The sequence below is a fragment of the Serratia sp. JKS296 genome (genome assembly GCF_900215445.1).
GTDB classification, from domain to species: Bacteria; Pseudomonadota; Gammaproteobacteria; order Enterobacterales; family Enterobacteriaceae; genus Serratia; species Serratia marcescens.
Genome location: NZ_OCMX01000001.1, coordinates 1,719,589 through 1,740,646, shown reverse-complemented (window position 1 = coordinate 1,740,646; position 21,058 = coordinate 1,719,589). Strand labels below are relative to the sequence as shown.

The window sequence follows — 21,058 nt, the reverse complement described above, 5'->3', positions numbered from 1 at the left end:
TTAAAAGGTTTCCTGATGATGACGCAACGCGGCGACCAGGCGGTCACCAATAAACTGAATCAGTTGAATCGTGGCGATCAGCACCACAATGGTGGCGATCATGATGTGATTGTCGAAACGCTGGTAGCCGTACACCACCGCCAGATAGCCGATGCCGCCCGCGCCAATGGTGCCGGCGATGGCCGAATACTCGATCATCGAGATGACGTTCAGCGTGATGGCGGCGACGATCGCCGGCAGCGCTTCGCTGAGCTGCGCGCGGGTGACTATCTGCCAGATCGAACCGCCGGACACCAGCCCCACCGCCGTCACCTCCGGCGGCAGTTCGCGCAGCGCGTTCTCCACCAGCCGGCCGAAGAACGGAATGCCGGCGACGATCATCGGGATCACCGCCGCCGGAATGCCGATGGTGGTGCCGGTCAACCAGAAGGTGAACGGAATAATCGCCGCCATCAGCACCAGAAACGGCAGCGAACGGCCCATATTCACCAACCAGCTCAGCGCGCGATTCAGCGCCGGGCGCGGAAACAAGCCGCGCGATGAGGTGTTGAACAACACCACGCCGACGGCGCCGCCGATCGCCACCACAAACAGCATCACGATGCCGACCATCAGCCAGGTTTCGCCGTAGGCCGGCAGCATCAACCGATGGATCTCGCGCCAGGGTGTGTCCTGGCTCATCACGCTGTCAGACAGATTTTTCATACCGCCTCCCGCAAGGCCGCCGGCTGTTCCAGCACCTCGGCGAGAATGCCCAACCGCCGCAGCTCGCCCTGCAGTTCAGCCGCCGAACGCGAAATGCCGCCAAAACGCACCGCAATCTCCAACCGCCCGGCCAGGCTGCCGCCCACCACTTCAACGTGGCCGCCCAGCAGATCGATCTGCAGGTCGAGTTGGCGGCTGATGCGGCTGATCCAGTCGGAGGCCGCCGGCTGACGGGCGGAATAGGTTACCTGCAGCCGCAGCGCGGCGTCGGACGCCAGCGTCTTCAGCGGGAACAACCGGCGGCCCAGCGAGGAATCGGGCGCCGCCAACAGCTCGCGCACCGGCCCTTGCTGCACAATCACGCCGTCGCGGATCTCGGCCACCGCGTCGGCGGCGTCGCGCACCGCATCCATCTCGTGGGTGATCAGGATGATCGACAGGCCATACCGATCGCGCAGCTGTTTAAGCAGGCTGAGAATGGCCCCGGTGGCGTCCGGATCCAGCCCGGAGGTGGCCTCATCCGCCAGCAGCACCGACGGATTCAGCGCCAGCGCGCGGGCGATGCCGACCCTTTGGCGCTGGCCGCCGGACAGCTGCGCCGGGTAAAACGCCGCCTTGTCCGTCAACCCCACCGCCGCCAGCAGGCTCTTTACCCGCTTGTCGATATCGCGCGGCACCACGCCCAGATAGGTCAACGGCAGCGCCACATTCTGCCAGGCGGTTTTGCGCTGCAGCAGCGCGGAAGACTGGAACACCGTGCCTATCGCACGCCGCTCCCTGCGCAGCGCCTCGCCCGCAAGCCGCGACAAGTCCTGGCCGTTCACCCGGATACTGCCGCTGCTCGGCCGTTCCAGCAGGCTGATGCATTTCGCCAGCGTCGATTTGCCCGCCCCGCTGGGGCCGACCACGGCGGTAATCGATCCGGCCGGCACCTGCAGCGAAACGCCCTTCAGCACCTCAATCCGTCGCCCGTCCGGCGCGCGGTAAGCCTTGTGCAATCCTTCAATCTCTATCATCGCATCCTCACTTGACGCTCAGTGCATCGGCCAAGGGCGCGCCGGCCGGCCAGCGGTAGCCCACCGCCGGGTGCGGCTCCGCCAGGCGCGGCCCCTGATTGAACAATTTTTCTCGCAGAGTGCCTGCCGTATAGTCGCGCTTGTACGCTCCGCGTTTTTGCAGCTCGGGGATAAGCAGTTCCACCACGTCGGTGAAGGTTTCATGGGTAACGGCGTAGGCCAAATTGAAACCGTCAACATCCGTTTCCTCCACCCACGCCTGCAGTTCGTCGGCCACGGTTTGCGGGCCGCCCACCAACAGCGGGCCGAAACCGCCGATGCCGACCCATTCGGCGATGCCCTGTACGGTCCATTCACGGCTGGGATCGGCGCTGGAGAAAGTTTCCACCGCCGACTGAATGGCATTGGTGTGCAGATGCTTCAGCACCTGATCCGGCTGATACTGACCGAAATCGATGCCGGTCCAGCCGGACACCAGCGCCAGCGCGCCTTCGTAGCTGGTATAGGATTTGTATTCCCGCCATTTTTCCTGCGCCTGTCGGTCAGTTTCACCGACGATCACCGTCTGCAGGTTGAAGATCAGGATGCTGCGCGGGTCGCGCCCGGCCTCGGCGGCGCGGCGGCGGATATCGGCCACGGTTTTTTTCAGCAATGTTTTCGAAGGAGAAGCGACAAACACGCATTCGGCGTGCTCCGCGGCAAACTGCTTGCCGCGGCTGGAAGCGCCGGCCTGATACAGCACCGGCGTGCGCTGCGGCGAAGGCTCGCTCAGGTGAATGCCCGGCACCTGGAAGAACTCGCCTTTGTGGTTGATCGGATGAATTTTCGCCGGATCGCTGAAGATGCGCCGCTGACGATCGCGCAAAATCGCGCCGTCTTCCCAACTGCCCTCCAGCAGCTTGTAAACCACCTGCAGGTATTCATCGGCGTAGTCGTAGCGCGCATCGTGATCGGTCTGCGCCCGGTGGCCAATATTGCGCGCGCCGCTCTCCAGGTAAGAGGTGACGATATTCCAACCGATGCGCCCCTTGGTCAGGTGATCAAGCGTCGACAATCTGCGGGCGAAAGGATAAGGGTGCTCGAATGACAGCGAGGCGGTCAGCCCGAAGCCGAGATGTTCGGTAACCAGCGCCATCGGCGTCACCAGCGCCAGCGGATCGTTAACCGGCACCTGCGTCGCCTGGCGGATCGCCGCGTCGCCGCTGCCGTTAAGCACGTCGTAAATCCCCAGCACGTCGGCGATAAACAATCCATCGAACTTGCCGCGTTCCAGCAGGCGCGCCAGATCGGTCCAATATTCGAGATCCTTATACTGCCAGGAACGGTCGCGCGGGTGCGCCCACAGCCCCGGCGACTGATGGCCGACGCAGTTCATATCAAAAGCGTTAAGACGAATTTCACGTTGCGATGACATAGCGAGCTCCACAATTATCTGCCGGCCGCGGGCGAAGCCGGGCCGGATGGGGGGTCTTAGGGTGTTAAAAACGGGAATGGACGATCAGTTTGCAGCCGGACATCGCGCCAACAGGTATTGCGCGACGCTTTGGGCGTGTTCCGCCACCTGCGGCAGCCCCATCAGTTCGCCGAAGCGGCCGCGCGCCGCCGGGCCGGCCACCAGCAGCCGCGGGTTGGCAAGGCCGTCGCCGCCGATCGCCTGGCTGTCGGCATTGACCCACAGCCCCAATCCCAGCGGATCGGCGCGCAGCGCCCCCTGCTCAGCCAGCGAGCTGAGCAACGGGCTGGCGGCGATCAGGCCGGCATGAGCCGGACCCGTAGCGATCAGCAGCCGCTGCGCCTGCAGCGCTCGCTCTGCGCCCTGGCGCGGCAGAATCGTCAAGCGCACGCCCTGCGGCGAGGGTTCCGCCCGCCGCAGACGAGCGGCCAATACCTGCAGCGTGCCCGCCGCCTGTTGCTCCGCCAGCAGCGTGCTCACCTGCGGCGCAATGCGATAGCGGTGCACGTCCCAATAGGCGCGCAGATGCCGCAGAAAGCGCTGCTGTTCGGTCAGCGTCAATGCTTGCCACAGACGCTGGCCCTGGGCGCGCACCGCGTCCAACACCGCCTGCCACGGCACCCGTTGCCCAGCGGCGCGCACCACCTCAAGGCGCACCTGCCGCACCCCGTCACGCAGTCCGGATGGCGGGGTAAACGACCACGTCGGGTACTCCCCTTCGGCATTGGCACGCGGCAACAGGCCGTGACGAGAGAACGCGATAATCGGCCCGCGATGCCCGCGGCGGTGCAACGCCGCCACCGCATCGGCCATCGTCAGCCCGCTGCCGACGATCGCCAACGATTCATCGGGCTCAATCTCATCCAGCGCCCCCTCCGCCCAGGGATTGGCGATCAACCGCGCGTCGCGCGCCAGTTCCGGGGCGATTTGCCGCGGCAGCGCGGGCGGCGGATGGCTGGTCGCCAACACCACATAATCGCCCCACAGCCGTTCGCCGCCGGCGGTGATGACGGACGCGCCCTGCGCCTGCGGCTGCAGGTGCTGCGCCCGATCGCGCAGGTGCCGCACGCGGGCCTGGCCCGTCTGCGCCGCCTGATGAAAACGTTCCTCGACATAGCGGCCGAAGGCGCCGCGCTGCGGATAGGCCTTACCGTCGCGCCATAACGCCTGCGGATCGGCCGTCAACCCGCCGCCCTGACGGAACCAGCGGTCAAAATCCCCCGCCGGTTCATCCGCCAACTGCATCCTATCGGCCGGGACGTTGATGCGGTGGGTCGGATCGGTGGTCGAATACGCCACGCCATAGCCCGGCGCGGCGCGCGGTTCAATCACCGTGACATCCACCGCTCCGCGCGCCAGCTGGATCGCCAGCGCCGCGCCGGTGAAACCGCCGCCGATAACGATAATATGGGCACGCTTCGCCATCAGCCCTCCCGCTGCGCCGGGGCGGGACGACGATCGCCGCCGATGGTTTCGCCAAACGGGCCGGTATTGATCGTGCGAGCCGTCTGATGAGCCGACTGCGCCAGCGGCAGCAGCGGCATCACCAGCTCGGCGAAGCGGTGAGCCTCTTCCAGATGCGGATAGCCGGAAAGGATGAAATTGTCGATGCCCAGCGCCTGATACTCGCGTATGCGCGCCGCCACCTGCTGCGGGTTGCCCACCAATGCGGTGCCGGCGCCGCCGCGCACCAGGCCGACGCCGGCCCACAGGTTGGGGCCGATGCGCAGACTCTCGCGCGAGCCGCCGTGCAGCTCGCTCATGCGGCGCTGGCCGGTGGAGTCCATGCGAGCAAAGATCTGCTGCGCCGCCGCGATGGTGTCGTCATCCAGATGCGCGATCAGTCGCTCGGCCGCCGCCCAGGCTTCGTCTTCAGTTTCGCGCACGATAACGTGCAGGCGAATGCCATAGCTGAGTTTACGCCCCTGCCGCTCGGCGCGCTGGCGCACCGCCGCCAGCTTTTCCGCCACCTGAGCCAGCGGCTCGCCCCAGGTCAGGTAGGTGTCGATCTGCCCGGCGGCGATATCGATCGCTTCCGGCGATGAGCCGCCGAAATAGAGCGGCGGGCCGTTTTCCTGCACCGGCGGGAACAGCAATTCGGCGCCTTCGACGCGAATATGCTTACCGCTGAAGTCCACCTTTTCTCCTTGCAGCAGCCGTTGATACACCGTGAGAAATTCCTGAGTCACCTCGTAGCGTTCGGCATGGCTGAGGAAGATGCCATCCCCTTTGTTTTCCACCGGATCGCCGCCGGTTACCACATTGATCAGCAGGCGTCCGTCCGACAGCCGATCCAGCGTCGCCGCCATGCGCGCCGCCAGGCTCGGCGGCTGCAGACCGGGGCGCACCGCCACCAGGTAGCGCAACCGGCGGGTGATCGGCGCCAGCGCCGCCGCCACCAGCCAGGAATCCTCGCAGCTTTTACCGGTTGGGATCAGCACGCCGTAATAGCCGAGGTTGTCGGCGGCCAGCGCTACCTGCTGCAAATAAGGCAGGTCCACCGGGCGCCCGCCCTGCGCCGTGCCCAGATAGCGGCCGTCGCCGTGGGTCGGCAGAAACCAGAAAACGTTGATGCGATCTTTCACTGACTCAGTCATTTATGCCTTTCCTATATAACTATTTTCAGTATTTATCGATAGAAAAACTTTGCTTGGTTATAAAAAGAAAAGCAGGATGCATGCCACATTGCAGGTTTTAAAAAACCAATACATATCAATAGATTGATGAGATATCGACGTAAAAACACTGCTGCATTGGCAGCAGGCGGCGGCGGAAGGCTGTTGCCAATGCAGCACCGTGCGCCTTTTATCCTCTCGCGGCTGCTCATTGGCTGGGATAAGATTTTTTCCCCATCGTCGTCAGACAGGAGACGCCCATGTACGATCCTCAACCGTTCGCCGCCGACAAGCCGGTGCTGATCGATCCGGCGTCGCTCGCTCTGCAAAGCGTGCTCGATCGGCTGGCTCCCACCGACGCCACCGTGCTGATCGTCGGTGAAACCGGCACCGGCAAAGAAGTGGTGGCGCGCTATCTGCACCACCACAGCGCGCGCCGCCATCAACCTTTCCTGGCGGTCAACTGCGGCGCGCTGACGGAAAGCCTGGCGGAAGCCGAACTGTTCGGCCATGAGAAAGGCGCCTTCACCGGTGCCGTCGGCACTCATCAGGGCTGGTTCGAAGCGGCGGAAGGCGGCACCCTGCTGCTGGACGAGATCGGCGAGCTGAACCCGTCGCTGCAGGTCAAGCTGCTGCGCGTGCTGCAGGAGCGGGAGATCACCCGCGTCGGTTCGCGCAAACCGCTGAAGATCGATGTGCGGGTCATCGCCGCCACCCACGTCGATCTGGCCGGCGCGATTCGCCAACGGCGGTTCCGTGAAGATCTCTATTACCGCCTGAACGTGGCGGCGGTGACGTTACCGCCCTTGCGCCAGCGGCCGGACGATATCCCGGTGCTGGCCAGACATTTTCTTGCGCTGTACGCCCACCGTCTGGAACGGCCACTGCCGCGGTTGACGGAGGAAGCGCAGCAGGCGCTGCTGGACTACCCTTGGCCTGGCAACGTGCGCGAGCTGGAGAACACGCTGCATAATGCGGTCTTGCTGAGCCAGGAGGGGGCGATCGCACCGCAGCAACTGCAGCTCACCCATCGCCTGACGGATAACGACGGCGGCGACGACGCCATCGACCGCTTTGTGCAGCGGCAGTTGCAAGGCGACAGCGCACAGCTTTACCAACGGGTGCTGGATGCGCTGGTGCGCAACGCCTTCGAACGCAGCGGCGGCAACCAGTTGCAAGCGGCGTCGTTGCTCGGCGTCAGCCGCAATACCCTGCGCACCCATTTGGCACATCTTGGTCTGATCAAACCGCGCCGTCGCAGCGCCGGCGCACCCGCACATTCACCGGCCATCGCCGCAGCGTCTCTGCCCGAACGCGAACTGCGCATCGGCTATCAAAAGTTCGGCAACCTCGGGGTGCTCAAGGCGCGGCAAAGCCTGGAACAGCTCTTCGCCACACAGCGCATCAGCGTGTTGTGGAGCGAGTTTCCCGCCGGGCCGCAGCTGCTGCACGCGCTCGACGGCGATGAGATAGACTTCGGCACCACCGGCGAAGTGCCGCCGATCTTCGCCCAGGCACAGGGCAATGCGCTGGTGTACGTCGGTTTTGAGCCGCCGGCGCCGCAGAGCGTGGCGATGGTGGTGCCGCAAGACAGCCCGATACGCAGCGCCGCCGATCTGCGCGGCAAACGCATCGCGCTTAACAAAGGCTCCAACGTGCACTATTTATTGCTGCAGATGCTGGACGAACAGGGATTGACGTTGAACGACGTGCGTATCGTCTACGCGCCGCCGAAGTATCCGCTGTCGGCGACCGACCTGCAGGCGGTGGACGCCTGGATGATGTGGGATCCGCTGCTCAGCGACGCGCAGCGCAACGGGGAACTGCGCGTGATCGCCGACGGCACCCAGCGGGTGCTCAATCAGCAATTCTACCTGGCGCGCCGCGGCTTTGCCGAGCGTTCGGACGATCTGTTGCGGCCGCTGATGCAGGCGCTGCAGCACACCGGCCGTTACATCGCCGCGCAGCCGAGAGAAGCCGCTCGTCACCTTTCCAACGAACTGGGGCTGGCGAGCGCCTCACTGGAACTCGCGCTGTCGCGCCGCAGCCATGAGGTTCGCGCCATGGATTTACAGGTGATCCGTCAGCAGCAAAGCATCGCCGACCGCTTCTACGCCCTCGGGCTGCTGCCCAGAGCGATCGCCGTGCGCGAGGCGGTCTGGCCGCGGGGATCTTAGCCTGGCTTCGAGGGGGAGCAGCATCGGTCGCCCTTTCGCCTCTCCACGCAACCCCATACCGCCGCCGGAACCGAGCGGTAAGGCCAATGCCGCAAAGACATTTTTAGGTAAAATATACCGCCGATGTCAGTGCTAGGATTAATTCGCTATCATTTTATGTGCACTTTCAATTAACGTTACCCTGTTATTTTCGCATTCGCCGGTCGTCATGACCGGCTTTTTTATTTCTCCGTCTCACCGGCCAAAAAATATCGCTTTTTGGTAAAAAAAAACGCGCCAGGTAGGGTTACATAGGAACTGCATGACCTTATTTCCCGTATAGGGGTCGTGCATCTCAGAGAGATTGTCGATGTTTCATTGGCCGGCGTTAATCGCCGGCTTTTTTTATCTTCATTTTATGACGCCTGCGTTGCGCAGGCCCCCCGTCTTATTGCCAGAGAGGATGCGCGCACGCCGGGTCTATTGTTCCGTGAGATAACACTTTTCGGTAAATAAAAACCCCCAACGCGCGCTATTATTTAATTGTAGTGTTGTCATACCTATTGAATACCCCATGCTTACCGACCCTCGCGGTCGGTTTTTTTTCTTCCTTGCCAACCGTTCCGTTGGTTGAAACAGGCTTATGGGGCGTTGACAGGTGGACGCCATCAAAATATCGATGGCATAACCAAAGCTTTCCGTTGTAATCAGGCAACCCTCTGCCGCGTACGATAAACAAAGCTCATTTTATCGGGATGAAATACCACATGCTGACGTTTTCCTTTTCACCTGGGCAGTGATCGTGGATTTTAAAGATTACGCTTTGCGTGATGAAGATATCCAAAGAAGCCAACACCCCCTCATAGAGCGATAGGATGAACTCGTTTTCACTCATCTTTTTTTCTTTGCGCCTGATCGCAATGTACTTTGCCGATGCGTTGTACAGGCTACAGGTTATTGGATTCTTTACGTTTACCTTCATCTGCCCCCGGCTGATTACCGGCGAAAGCAGTTGCACGATCCTTTTTTTCTCGTAATACTCATGCAAATTCAAGTACACGATGCTGCTGGGGAAAGGCTCTTTATCGAAGCCAATAATCGGTTGGTAATTGAGAAAAGGCCAATCGCGCAGGGTTCTGAATGTTCTCGGCGGGCAACCGAACTGATTTGAAAACGCACGGCTAAATGATTGCTGAGAACTAAATCCAGAGAGCAACGCGATTTCATAGATCTTCATATCGGTACATTTCAGCAATAACGTCGAGCGGCTTAGTCTGCGCTTTCTGATATAGGTCCCTATCTTCATCCCTTCATACAAATAGAACATCCGTTGTAAATGCCCGATGGAATACCCTGACTTAACGGATAACGCCCTTATTGATACATGGCTTTGTGTATCAATGGCTTTTTCAATGATAGCGATTATCTCATCTAAAATATTGCGTCTGAACTTGTTAGAACAATCCATAGTAAAGCCTGTCATCTTGCTATTTTTATTATTGAATGCATCCCTCTTCTTGCAGAACCAAAAGCTGCCCGACTTGCTTTCTTTCGAAGAATGGCATTCCCATACCCGTTCAAATATATCCACGCATCACGTTGCACAAAAATCATTTCCAAGGTGAAAGATGCCGATTCACCTCTCGCACAAGATGAGACTCGCAAAGAAGTCGTGTGGAAAAACGCTGATAAACCACGAGCGCCAAGACAGAAAAACGCAGGCCACAGCCAGAAGATAAATAGCAATCGCTATTTTTCGCGAAAATAACCCCCCATATTCCTCCCTGAATGTCATTAGCCTTGATACCCCCTTGAATTAACCATTATTTAATTTCACAACCCCCTGCCGGGCCTATTTTCCGCTTCCCCCTACTCTTAAACATAGAATAGTTAATTATTTCGATTCGAAAAGATGTTACTGTCAATAAATTGGCAGCCATATAGTGTTTTTATCTATCAATGAGCAAAAATTGTGCTCCCACCAGCTTGGTTCATTCATATAAATTAATAAAAATCAACAAATTAATATACTTAAAATGTATCCATACACTTTCTACTTCTTCGCCATACGCTGCTATTTGGTAAATGACACTTTTAAGTACATTTTTTTTAATTTACCGCGTTAATATTGCACGCGTTCTATACTCAGGATATTGCCTAAAAGATCGGATGAATTGGGGCTTATCGCTGAATACCGATATCGCGTTATTTTACCCAACGCAACCATTAGGCAGATAACTAAAAGGGAGCTCCTGCATGTTTATAACTAAAGTCATTGAGGAGCTGCTCGCCTGGGTGGAAGAAAGTGGGTTCAATGAGAAGCTCACCGTTGAGATGCTGTCAGAAAAAAGCGGATATTCACGCGGGCATATCCAAAAAGCGTTTAAAGATGAAACAGGGATGACTTTCGGAAGCTATGTGAGGGGCAGAAAACTCATTCGCGCCGCATTTATGTTGAAAGCGACTAACCTCTCTATTTCCGATATCGTTAAAGCGCTGAACTTTCAGTCCTATCAATCCTTTGAACGGGCCTTTCGCAAGCAATTCAGAACCTCGCCGATGCAGTATCGCAAAAGTAAATCGTGGGACGTGTCCTCCGCCATCCCATTGCTGTTTCTCGACGGCATTCCCGAGCATCGCTATGTGCACCTGCCAAAATTTTTCGACGATTCAGGGGATGGCGTTGATGCAGAGATACATCACTTCCATCCTGCGGTTTCCGCGCTGCGATTGGCGGCAATTGATAACATGAAAAAAACGGATAGCGGCGTGATTAACTTTTTCAATTTTGGCGCGAGCATCAGGAAAGAGAATTACGTCAGCATCTATTTGAAGACCCTCTATATTTCTGAGGAAGACTGTCTTGGCAACGTGCTTGCCTCTCTGGCCGACGCCCAGGGAAAAAAAGACATGCAACTTTTTGCAGAGTTCAGTTTTGATGGCGCAAGCGATGAGGCGCAAAAATTCACGCAAAGCATCTACACCAAATCATTCCCGATAAATAAAGTTGGCATGATCGATCGCTTTCTCATTGAAATTATCAACCCCAAAGGCGGCGATAGAATAGAGATGAAGACCTATATCCCCATTGTCTTCCCGATCAAACACAGAGAGAAAGAGGTAGCGCCAGGGCCAGAGCGGTAACCCTGTCACGATCGGCGTTGCTATTTATTAAAAATGGTAATAATTTATATTTATCAATAAAGAATTATGATGAATTTAGGCTCAAAACCACGCATTATCCACTTGCCAAAAAGCACCAACTTTAAGACTTATCTAATTGGAAAACACGTTAATATCTCCCTGAAAATCGCGCCAAGATGGGATCTTCTCGCCCCCACAAGGAATAACCGCTTATCCGTCAAGCGTTCTCTTCGATATGACTTACGTACCAAAACCTTAAATATCAATACGTTACCTACATTTGCTTTTTGTGCGATCGATTAGGTAACTTATTGTTTTTATTCAATTTTTTCTAAACCCCTCGCCTGAGCGCAGCCGACATTTTTCGCTTTATCCCGCCCGCACGCTTGTAGACATCCCCAGATAGTGACGATATTTTATTTCCACGAGACTTATTTTTACGGGTGCTATCAATATGCCTTAAACAAGAATAAAGCGCGTCAGGAAAATAGAGTTATGAGTATTCAATTATGGTCTAAAAACCTAAAAAAACACTATCCTAATGTTAATGTTGAAAAAGTCACCGTCGGCGAACGCGGGAAAGGTTATATTGTCTATGTCGATGGAGAAAGAATGGCATTGAATCATTTTTTTCGCCGCTTCTACCGACACCGGCTTGATAAAGAATGACGTTTCACTCTGAACTCAACGCAGGGTAAACCTCTACGCAACCTCGTGATTAAAAGCGATTCCGCATTCATCATCACTCTAAATAATTAGTCCAGAGAGGCTCTTTCATTCAATGCGTTTATCACTGCACTAGAATATCGGATTGCCCAGCACACCCAAAACCGTATCTCTGCGAAACGGTTACAACCCGGTATTAAATAAAAACATTGATGGTTATTTTTATCGCGCGCGTTCTGTCATCGCCCAATAAAATCCCCTTATCTTGGTCCGGCGACTGATCTAAACCGCAATGGCCACTGTTGAAATGGATATCAAAACGACAACTCAATGCCCCTAAAGCGTTAAAGAATAAAAAGTCTCAAGGCGGGAAATGCCTTGCCTTTCGCGCCGGCATTTTCACACGTTGGCAGCGATGGGATGGTGATCCAATGTGGATTTAAAAGTCAAAGGAAAACATATGATTAGAACATCGTTTGGTAAGAGAGCCGCTATAATCACGTTCTTTTGCTTGCTGGTTTTTTCTGGCGTCGCGTTAACCGTGGGGGGAGTTTGGCTTATCGCCCTCGGCGGATCGTTCTACTATGCCATTACCGGGATAGGCTACATCGCCGCCGCAGTGCTGGTCCTCAAGCGCAGCAAATCAGCTTGTTACTTAACCGGCCTGCTGTTTTTGATGACGGTGCCGTGGGCGCTTTGGGAGTCGGGGCTTAACTACTGGGCATTGTTCCCTCGCCTGCTGGTGCCCGCCGGCCTCTCTATTATCGCCGCGTTTTTACTTCCCTCGTACCTGCACAGCGCCAAGAGTCAAAAGCAGGCTTACATCGCCGGTTCGGTATTATCCGTGGCATTTGTCGCTTTCTTTATCGGCGCCTTCTTTCCCCATGGCGAAATTACCCCTTCTGGCGACGTGACGTTTATCGAGAGCAAAAGCGACAATGCGCCAGCCGATTGGAGCGCCTATGGCCGCACGACGGAAGGAACGCGCTACGCGCCGTTCAATCAGGTGAACCGTTCAACCGTCAAAGACCTGAAACTCGCCTGGGTTTATCGCACCGGCGATTTCCGGCCGGGCGTGGACCAAAATACCCCGCTCGCGATCGATGATTTGGTGTATAGCTGTACGCCCAACGGTCTTATCACCGCTATCGATGCCGATACGGGTAAAGCGCGCTGGAAATTTGACTCGCATTCCACCTCCCCCGTTTGGCAACGCTGCCGCGGGCTTGGCTACTACAAAAATGAGGATGTTGCGCCAGGCGCTCTGTGCGAGAAAGCGATCGTTCACACCACGATCGATGCCCGCCTCATTGCGCTGGATGCCAAAACGGGCCAGAAATGTCCCGCCTTCGGTCAAAACGGTGAGGTGAATCTCGGTCAGCATATGGGGGAAGTGAAACCGGGCTATTACTTCCAAACCTCGGCGCCGACCATCGCCAGAGGGAAGATTATCGTCGGTGGCTGGGTTATCGATAACGTGATGAAAGGCGAGCCTTCCGGCGTCATCAGGGCGTTCGACGCCAAAACCGGCGAGTTGGACTGGGCGTGGGACTTAGGCAACCCGGGCATCACCAAGGCTCCGCCGGCCGGAAGCACCTATACGCGCGGTACGCCGAATATGTGGACCACCGCCGCCTATGACGACAAATTAGGCTTGTTGTATGCGCCGCTTGGCAATGCAACGCCCGACTATTACGGCATGAATCGCCCGGAAAATTCGGATGAGTACAACTCTGCCCTGGTCGCCATTGATATTGAAACAGGCCGTGAGCGCTGGAAGTTCCAAACCACGCATCACGACATCTGGGATTATGACCTCGCATCCCAACCCGCGCTGGTGGACGGTTTTGATGAGCAACATCGCCCGGTGCCCGCCCTTTTGCTCGGCACCAAACGCGGGCAGATTTTCTACCTGAACCGGGAGACCGGCAAACCGCTGGCGCAGGTTGAAGAGAAAGCCGTGCCGACCCAAGGCGCCGCAAAGGAAGAGCGCCTCTCGCCAACCCAGCCGTTCTCCGTCGGCATGCCGACCATTGGCGCCGAACGCCTGACCGAAGAAAAAATGTGGGGCACCACCCTGTTTGACCAGATGGCCTGCCGCATCCTGTTCAAACAGATGAATTACCAGGGCGACATGACCCCGATCGGCACCCGCCCAACGCTAGAGCAGCCCGGCAATTTAGGCGGACTCAACTGGGGGAGCATGTCGATTGATCCTGTGAACCATATGGCTTACATGAACGATGTGCGCATTCCGAACGTGTTTTGGTTAGTGGCGCGCGACAGCTATGAACGCGTCGCGAAACAGTACCCGCAAAAAGTGATCGATGGCCACGGGCCTTCCCCCATGATCGGCACGCCATACGGCATGATCACGTTGATGTGGATGTCGCCGCTCGAAGTGCCTTGCAACCAACCCCCTTACGGCACGATCACCGCCGTCGATTACAAAAACAAAAAGATCGCCTGGCAGATACCGGCCGGCACCGCCGAAAAAATGGGGCCGCTGGGCATCAGATCGCACCTGCCGATGCCGGTTGGCATGCCCACCTACGCGGGCACTATGACGACCGCCGGCGGCCTGGTCTTCTTCGCCGGCTTCCAGGACTATTATCTGCGCGCCTACGACAGCAGCACCGGCAAAGAAGTCTGGAAATATGCGCTGCCGGTCGGCGCGAGCGCGACGCCAATGAGCTACATTTCGCCTAAAACCGGCAAGCAATACATCGTTATTGTGGTCGGCGGCGCCGCGCATTCGACAGAAACCGGCGATTACGTGATGGCGTTTGCGCTGCCTTAACCCGTTGCCCCGTTTGACTGCGCCATCACACAGGCAAGCGGGGCGAAGACCGGCCTTGCTCAACTGCGCTTTCTTTATCGACAGCGGCCGCCGTGGCCGCTGTTCAGCCTTGGCCGACGAGCCCGCCTGAGGGGCGGCATGCAGAAAAACCGTTTGATAACGGCGAGAAAAATTAAATCCACAAAAGGTTCACGATGGAAACATTCTTCACCATATTGATCTTATTGCTCACCGTCTCGTTGTCCGGCGTCGTGACGCGCATCTTGCCCTTCCAGATCCCGCTTCCGCTGATGCAAATCATCGTTGGCGCCGTGTTGGCCTGGCCGCAGTTTGGGTTGCATATCGACTTCAATCCCGAGCTTTTCTTGATGCTGTTTATTCCCCCGCTGCTGTTCGCCGACGGTTGGAAAACGCCGGCGCAAGAGTTCATCCATTACGGCAGAGAAATCCTTTGTCTAGCCCTGGTGCTGGTGATCATCACGGTCGTCGGGGTGGGTTATCTGATTCACTTCCTGCTCCCGTCAATCCCCCTCGCCGCCGCGTTCGCCCTGGCCGCCGTTCTGTCGCCAACGGACGCCGTGGCGCTGTCCGGCATCGTCGGTAAAGGACGCATGCCCAAACCCGTGATGAGCGTGATCGAAGGGGAGGCGTTGATGAACGACGCCTCCGGGTTGGTTTCCCTCAACTTCTCCATCGCTGTCGCGCTCGGCGCGATGGCGTTTACCCTGGAGAGTGCCTTTCTGACCTTTCTGCAGGTATCGATTGGTGGGGTGCTGTGCGGCATCATTATTGTTTTTCTCTATAATCAAATGGTTAAGTTCATCCATAAATGGATGTATAACGATTCCGCCACCCAGATTATTTTCTCGCTGTTACTGCCCTTTTCCTGCTATCTGATTGCGGAAAGAATCGGCGTATCCGGCATACTGGCCGCCGTCAGCGCCGGCATGATGATTGGCCAATCCAAAGTGAATCGCAGCATGCCGCTGGTGCGTTTACGCACCAATAATATTTGGGAAATGCTCGAGTTCGTGTTTAACGGCATGGTGTTTATTCTGCTTGGGCTGCAGCTGCCGGGCATCTTGAACTTCACCGTGGCGCAAACCGGTATCGATCATTCCATCAGCCTGGAGACGCTGCTGGCTTACGTGGTGATCATCTATTTTAGTTTGATCGCCGTGCGTTTGATTTGGCTGTGGCTGATGAAGGTCGGCAGCGCGACCCTGATGCGCAAAGATCCGTTGTTATTTTCGAAATTCAGCACGCGCGATCTGTTCGTCGCCGCCTTTGCCGGGGTGCGAGGGGCGGTGACCCTGGCGGGCGTGCTGTCAATTCCGCTGTTTTTATTGGATGGCTCGCCATTCCCGGGCCGGTATCAACTGGTGTTTATCGCCTCGGGGGTCATCCTACTGTCGATCGTTGTCGGCATCGTCACGCTGCCCTTCCTGTTGCGCGGCAATCTGCCGCCGGAAGAAGATCAGGAAGAGGCTTTCTCCGTTTCAGAAGCCTTGGCGAGCGCGGCGACCAAAGCCGTCAACGAAACCAAGGAAAAGCTGCTCGTCGCCCCGCCGGACGACGCCACGCCGGAGCTGATTGAAGAAACGACGCGGCGGATGCTGGACGTGCTGCAACGTAAAATTCTGACCAAAGAAGACGTTAAGAATATCGTGGCGCTGAAGCGGCTGGAAAAGCAGCTGTACTTAGCCTCGTTGCACGCGGAAAGAGAAGAGCTGTACCGGCTGCGCCGCATGAAGAAAATCAGCCATGAGAAACAGAGAAAGCTGCTGCATCGCATTGATATCACTGAGGTGCTGATCGCTGAAGACAGCGTTTAAACGAGGAGATGAAGGCGGTTCGCCCCCCGCCTTCGCTATCTGTGGTACCACGCCTTGAAATACTTCAAAAAGCTGTAGGACACCGCGTAAACGCCGGTCACGGCCCCGACCCGGCCCGCTTTCCAGGCGCCGCTGAAAATGTACCACTTGAAAAATGCGCCGATGGCGCTAATCACCCCTCGGAGAATCGATGGCCTTATCGCCTTGTATTTCACCACGCGCGCCGTATAGCTGTTCAGCTTGGCAAACACTTCCTCGATTGAGAAAAAAGTGTCGTGTTTAACGTGCCCGGCCAGTATCAAGGTGGATGCGCCCCCTTCCGCCGCATCATCTACCGGCGCATCATTGAACTTCACCACCTGGCGATGAAAAAAGCGAATGGGGTAATCCGGTGACGAGACGGGATAAAGCGTTCTGACCGCCTGTCCCAACACAAACCAATCGCGACGAATGCGATAGGCGTTGTTTTTGTCAGGGCCTGGGGTGCGCTTGAAAAGCCGCATCGCGTCGACAGCTTCATCATCCATGATCTCATCGCTGTCCAGGCACAAAACCCAGTCATGCCGCGCGCAGGATATGGCGTAATTCATTTGCCGGCCATGGGTTTCAAACGGGTGATAAAGAGGCTTGATATTGAAGTCGTCGCAAATGGCCAACGTGCCGTCAGTACTGCCCGAATCCACCACGATGATTTCATCGGCGAACGCCGCCACAGGTTGCAACACGTCACGCAGCAAGCGCGATGAATTAAACGTCAATAAACACACGGAAATCCGGTTACAAAAATCCATTTTACATTCCACGACACTGAAAAAATGCAGTCCATGCCAAAACGGCGGGCGCGCCGTGCAAAAGCGCGATCCCAAAGCGCTTCTCCTGCCCCGAGCGCCTCTTCGATTAAGTATTTAGAATATTGGCTGCCCTGTCATGCCCTGGATGATGGCATCTGACTATTTCATCAATTTCAATGAAATCAAATAGAAAGGCGGATTAAACGCGGGCGTTCACCGCACCGGCTCACGCGCTGGCGGGCGCCGAGCGCGAGCGCGGCGCTTGGCGGCGCCTTGCTTTTGTTATAACGTATCAAAAAACAAGTAAAGGGAAGACGACGATGAAAATCCAGCTGTCGCTGTTGTTTCTCAGCCTGCTGGCCGGCAAGGCCGCAGCGTTTCAGTCGAAAGTGCCCGAACCGCGCCCGGAGCAGGCGCGGGCGGCGGAACAAAACATCGAGAATCTGTTTTACGGCTTTCACGCCATGGACGCCCAGCCGGTGAGCATCGGCAGTTGCGCGGCGGTGCCGGTAGCGGGATGCCAATGCGCGTTCTGCACCCAGCTGCGGCAGGCCGGGCGCTGAGCCGCCCCCCTCATTCAACCCAGCTCATATTGCACGTTCAACTGCCCTTTCTTCATCTTTAGGCCGGTAATCGCGATCGCGCCCACCTCGCCCAGCGCGGCGACATGGGTGCCGCCACAGCCGTAGGCGGGCAACTCGCCGAAACCGACCTGGCGCAAACCGTCCACCGCCTGCTGGCAGCGCGGCAGATCGGCGGCGATCAAGCGAGCCAGCTCCGCCTGCAAAAAATCCGCTTCTATCGTCTGCGCATCCGGCCCCGGCGCGAAAGTGATGCGCCCTTCCCCCGGCCAATGGTGCGCCTTGACCGGCCGCCAGCCCCGGGTTTCGCCCAACCAGCCGATCAGATGCCCAGCGGAGTGCCAGCGGGCGTGCAGCCGGCGCTGCGCTTCATCGATTTGCATCGTAACCGGCCCGTTCGGCAGCGGCGCGGCGGTAAAGTGCACCACGGTATCCCCCTGCTGCTGCACCCGCAGCACGGTGACGCCGCCTAACGAACCCACATCGGACGGCTGGCCGCCGCCCTGCGGGTGGAACAGCGTGGCGTCCAGCTCCACGGCGTAAGCGCCCGCCTCGGCCGGCGCACAGCTCAACACCTGCGCCTGGCCCTGTAAATCGTCGCTGTAGTAATAACGTCGTTCGGTCATCATTTTTCTCCTCGGTTCGAAGAGCCATTATATTCATGTCATAATCGGAGCATAATCCGCCGCCATCACAATGGACCTTTGCGTCATGAGCACAAATCTTTCTTACGCGCTGTTGGCCGAAATGGCCGTTTTCGTTCAGGTGGTAGAGAGCGGCAGTTTTTCCGCCGCCGCCCGCAAGCTGGGCGCTTCGCCTTCCGCCGTCAGCCGCAGCGTGGCGAAGCTCGAGCAGGCGCTGGCGCTGCAGCTGCTGCACCGCACCACCCGTAAACTGCGGCTGAGCGAAAGCGGCGAAGAGGCGTTTGCGCACTGCCGCACCCTGCTGGCGGCGGCCGACGCGGTCATGGCGATCGGCGGGCGCGGCGCCGCGGAGCCCGAAGGGCTGGTCAGCGTCAGCGTACCCAAAGCGGTGGGCCGCTTCGTGCTGCACCCGCACATGCCGGAGTTCCTGCGCCGCTACCCGAAGGTGGACGTGAGGCTGCGGCTGGAAGATCGTTACATGGATTTGATCGACGATCGGGTCGATCTGGCGCTGCGCATTACCGATCGCCCGTCGCCCGGGTTGGTCGGCCGCCAGTTGATGAGAATAGACCATCTGCTGTGCGCCACGCCGCACTACCTGGCGCAACACGGCACGCCGCTGCACCCGCACGATCTGGCGGCGCACAGCTGCATCTATCTGGGAGAAACGCCGAGCGACGCGCAATGGAAATTCCGCCGCAGCGGCAAAACGGTGACGGTCAGCGTGCGCGGCCGCTACGCCGCCAACCACACCGGCGTGCGGCTGGACGCGGTGAAACGGCATATCGGCATCGGCAGCCTGCCGTACTTTACCGCCCGCCAGGCGCTCGACGAGGGCGAGATCGTGCAGGTGTTGCCAGAATGGGATTTCCTCAGCAGCTATCACGGCGGCCTGTGGCTGCTCTATGCGCCCAACCAGTATCTGCCGCCCAAACTGCGGGTGTTTATCGACTATCTCGTCGCCTGCCTGGCGCAGGAGCCGCAGTTAAAGCGCCTTGCGTAGCGTGATGTTGATGCGGTGCGGCCCCACCAGCGAGTGATAGCCTTCCTTGACCGGCAGGATGCCGTGAAAACAGAGCCGCGATGGGCCGCCCCACACCACCACATCGCCGTGCGCCAGCGGAATGCGCCGCGCCCGGTCGCTGCGTTGCAGGCCGCCGAACTGAAACACCGCCGGCAGCCCGAGCGACACCGAGACGATCGGCGCGCCGAAGTCGTGTTCGTCTTTATCCTGATGCAGCGACAGCTTGCTGCCCGGATCGTAACGGTTCATCAGACAGGAATCCGGCACGAAGGGGCCGAAGCCCGCCTGCTGCGCAGCTTCGTCCGCCAGCGCCATCAGGATCGGCGGAATGGCCGGCCAGCGTTTGCCGCTGCGCGCGTCGCGTTCCGAATAGCGGTAGCCCCGGCTGTCGCTGGTCCAGCCGTTGCCGCACCAGCTCATCGCCACCGACATCACGTGCCCGCCGGGGGTGGTCAAATGCCGCCACGGCACCTGGGCCACCACACCCTGCACCGCCGCCAGCAGTGCCGGCCCGTGATCGCGCACAAAGCCGTGCATCACCACCGCGCCGGGGGCGATCTCTTCGCGCCACGGCGGCGGCAGCGCGTCTTCAAAAAGATCGATTGTCATCGCTAAAGCCTGTATGAATACACAGTATCCATTGTAACCCGCTGCCGCCGATTGTCCAGCGCCCGGCGGCGCCATTGTCGTTGGCGGCAAATTTCTCTACAGTAGCCGCCATAAAATCAATCACTCACCAGGAATGCGTGTGATTAAGGGCATCACTCTTTCGGTCGTCGCCTCCATCTTGTTCGGCGCGATGTATTACTTCACCTCTACCCTCACCCCGCTGAACGGCGAACAGGTCTACGGCTGGCGCACGCTGCTGACGCTGCCGTTCCTGACGCTGTTCATGGCGCTGTCCGGCGATTGGCGCAAGGTGAGCGACACGCTGGTCGGGATCGGCCAACGGCCGCCGCGTCTGCTGGGCCTGCTGCTCACCTCGGCGCTGCTGGGGGTGCAGCTGTGGCTGTTCCTGTGGGCGCCGCTGCACGGCAAGGCGCTCGACGTGTCGCTCGGCTATTTTCTGCTGCCGCTGACCATGGTGCTGGCGGGCCGTTTGATCTACCGCGACCGGCTGTCGCTGCTGCAAAAGCTGGCGGTGGCATGCGCCATGGTGGGGGTAGGCAATGAGCTGTATCAGGCGGGCGGCGTGTCGTGGCCGACGCTGGTGGTGGCGCTGGGTTATCCGCTCTACTTTATTTTGCGGCGGCGTTTCGGCACCGACAATCTCGGCGGGCTGTGGTGCGAGCTGGCGCTGATGCTGCCGGCGGCGGCCTGGTTCGCCTTCGGCGACGGCGGCGCGGCGGCGCTGCCGATCAATGCCGAGCTGTATTGGCACATTCCGCTGCTCGGCGTCATCAGCGCCGTGGCATTGGTGTGTTACATCCTCGCCAGCCGCCTGCTGCCGTTCAGCCTGTTCGGCCTGCTGAGCTATGTGGAACCGGTGCTGCTGGTGATCGTCGCGCTGCTGCTCGGCGAAAGCATCGGCCAAAGCGAATGGCCGACCTATCTGGCGATCTGGCTGGCGGTGCTGCTGCTGGCGGCGGAAGGCGCGCGGCACCTGCTGCGCCGCCAGCGGGTCTGAC

At 58.4% G+C, this 21,058-nt stretch carries 17 protein-coding genes; 8 read left to right on the top strand and 9 right to left on the bottom strand.

Going from position 1 to position 21,058, the window contains the following annotated elements; all coding sequences use genetic code 11:
* From CRO23_RS08210 to ssuD, 5 genes are all read right to left on the bottom strand, one after another.
* Positions 1 to 705: a methionine ABC transporter permease gene (locus CRO23_RS08210; protein ID WP_016927110.1), complete on the bottom strand. Its 705-nt coding sequence runs from the start codon at positions 703 to 705 to the stop codon at positions 1 to 3.
* Entirely contained in the window at positions 702 to 1,721 is a 1,020-nt protein-coding gene (locus CRO23_RS08205) for a methionine ABC transporter ATP-binding protein (RefSeq protein WP_097101718.1), read from the bottom strand. Before CRO23_RS08205 ends, CRO23_RS08210 begins: the two co-directional genes overlap by 4 nt.
* Positions 1,722 to 1,728: 7 nt before the next feature.
* The gene (locus tag CRO23_RS08200; RefSeq protein WP_016927108.1) at positions 1,729 to 3,135 is read right to left on the bottom strand and encodes an LLM class flavin-dependent oxidoreductase; all 1,407 of its coding nucleotides are present in this window, start codon (positions 3,133 to 3,135) and stop codon (positions 1,729 to 1,731) included.
* A gap of 84 nt (positions 3,136 to 3,219) precedes the next feature.
* Positions 3,220 to 4,599, bottom strand: a complete 1,380-nt coding sequence (locus CRO23_RS08195) for an FAD/NAD(P)-binding protein (protein ID WP_016927107.1) — start codon at positions 4,597 to 4,599, stop codon at positions 3,220 to 3,222.
* Positions 4,599 to 5,771, bottom strand: coding sequence for an FMNH2-dependent alkanesulfonate monooxygenase (gene ssuD / locus CRO23_RS08190; protein WP_016927106.1), 1,173 nt, complete (start codon positions 5,769 to 5,771; stop codon positions 4,599 to 4,601). The genes CRO23_RS08195 and ssuD overlap by 1 nt, the downstream gene beginning before the upstream one ends.
* A gap of 278 nt (positions 5,772 to 6,049) precedes the next feature.
* On the opposite strand from ssuD, the gene CRO23_RS08185 reads away from it, so the two are divergent.
* Positions 6,050 to 7,966: an aliphatic sulfonate ABC transporter substrate-binding protein gene (locus CRO23_RS08185; protein ID WP_016927105.1), complete on the top strand. Its 1,917-nt coding sequence runs from the start codon at positions 6,050 to 6,052 to the stop codon at positions 7,964 to 7,966.
* A 721-nt stretch (positions 7,967 to 8,687) separates the two neighbouring features.
* Here the strand turns inward: CRO23_RS08185 and CRO23_RS08180 are convergent.
* Positions 8,688 to 9,536: a helix-turn-helix domain-containing protein gene (locus tag CRO23_RS08180; RefSeq protein ID WP_227944589.1), complete on the bottom strand. Its 849-nt coding sequence runs from the start codon at positions 9,534 to 9,536 to the stop codon at positions 8,688 to 8,690.
* A 665-nt stretch (positions 9,537 to 10,201) separates the two neighbouring features.
* On the opposite strand from CRO23_RS08180, the gene CRO23_RS08175 reads away from it, so the two are divergent.
* The 4 genes from CRO23_RS08175 (at position 10,202) to CRO23_RS08165 (ending at position 16,390) form a co-directional block, all read left to right on the top strand.
* On the top strand, positions 10,202 to 11,089 hold the full coding sequence (locus CRO23_RS08175; protein ID WP_016927103.1) for a helix-turn-helix domain-containing protein: 888 nt from the start codon (positions 10,202 to 10,204) through the stop codon (positions 11,087 to 11,089).
* Positions 11,090 to 11,584: 495 nt separating this feature from the next.
* Entirely contained in the window at positions 11,585 to 11,758 is a 174-nt protein-coding gene (locus CRO23_RS25035) for a hypothetical protein (RefSeq protein ID WP_153297017.1), read from the top strand.
* A gap of 457 nt (positions 11,759 to 12,215) precedes the next feature.
* Positions 12,216 to 14,555, top strand: a complete 2,340-nt coding sequence (locus CRO23_RS08170) for a membrane-bound PQQ-dependent dehydrogenase, glucose/quinate/shikimate family (protein WP_097101716.1) — start codon at positions 12,216 to 12,218, stop codon at positions 14,553 to 14,555.
* 194 nt (positions 14,556 to 14,749) lie between these two features.
* Positions 14,750 to 16,390, top strand: a complete 1,641-nt coding sequence (locus tag CRO23_RS08165; protein ID WP_016927100.1) for a Na+/H+ antiporter — start codon at positions 14,750 to 14,752, stop codon at positions 16,388 to 16,390.
* Positions 16,391 to 16,425: 35 nt separating this feature from the next.
* Here the strand turns inward: CRO23_RS08165 and CRO23_RS08160 are convergent, their stop codons facing one another.
* Positions 16,426 to 17,181: a glycosyltransferase family 2 protein gene (locus tag CRO23_RS08160; protein ID WP_016927099.1), complete on the bottom strand. Its 756-nt coding sequence runs from the start codon at positions 17,179 to 17,181 to the stop codon at positions 16,426 to 16,428.
* A gap of 320 nt (positions 17,182 to 17,501) precedes the next feature.
* Between CRO23_RS08160 and CRO23_RS08155 the strand changes: the two genes are divergently transcribed.
* Positions 17,502 to 17,744 carry a hypothetical protein gene (locus CRO23_RS08155; protein WP_016927098.1) on the top strand — a complete coding sequence of 81 codons (243 nt, stop codon included), beginning with the start codon at positions 17,502 to 17,504 and terminating at the stop codon, positions 17,742 to 17,744.
* A gap of 14 nt (positions 17,745 to 17,758) precedes the next feature.
* On the opposite strand, the gene CRO23_RS08150 is transcribed toward CRO23_RS08155, so the two are convergent.
* Positions 17,759 to 18,388 carry a hypothetical protein gene (locus tag CRO23_RS08150; RefSeq protein WP_016927097.1) on the bottom strand — a complete coding sequence of 210 codons (630 nt, stop codon included), beginning with the start codon at positions 18,386 to 18,388 and terminating at the stop codon, positions 17,759 to 17,761.
* Between the two features lie 85 nt (positions 18,389 to 18,473).
* Here CRO23_RS08150 and CRO23_RS08145 point away from each other — a divergent pair, with 85 nt between their 5' ends.
* The gene (locus CRO23_RS08145) at positions 18,474 to 19,409 is read left to right on the top strand and encodes a LysR family transcriptional regulator (protein WP_016927096.1); all 936 of its coding nucleotides are present in this window, start codon (positions 18,474 to 18,476) and stop codon (positions 19,407 to 19,409) included.
* Here the strand turns inward: CRO23_RS08145 and alkB are convergent.
* Positions 19,392 to 20,039 carry a DNA oxidative demethylase AlkB gene (gene alkB / locus CRO23_RS08140; protein WP_016927095.1) on the bottom strand — a complete coding sequence of 216 codons (648 nt, stop codon included), beginning with the start codon at positions 20,037 to 20,039 and terminating at the stop codon, positions 19,392 to 19,394. The two genes, CRO23_RS08145 and alkB, sit on opposite strands and share 18 nt — an antisense overlap.
* A gap of 139 nt (positions 20,040 to 20,178) precedes the next feature.
* On the opposite strand from alkB, the gene rarD reads away from it, so the two are divergent.
* Positions 20,179 to 21,057: an EamA family transporter RarD gene (gene rarD / locus CRO23_RS08135; RefSeq protein ID WP_097101714.1), complete on the top strand. Its 879-nt coding sequence runs from the start codon at positions 20,179 to 20,181 to the stop codon at positions 21,055 to 21,057.
* The last annotated feature ends 1 nt before the right edge of the window (position 21,058 follow it).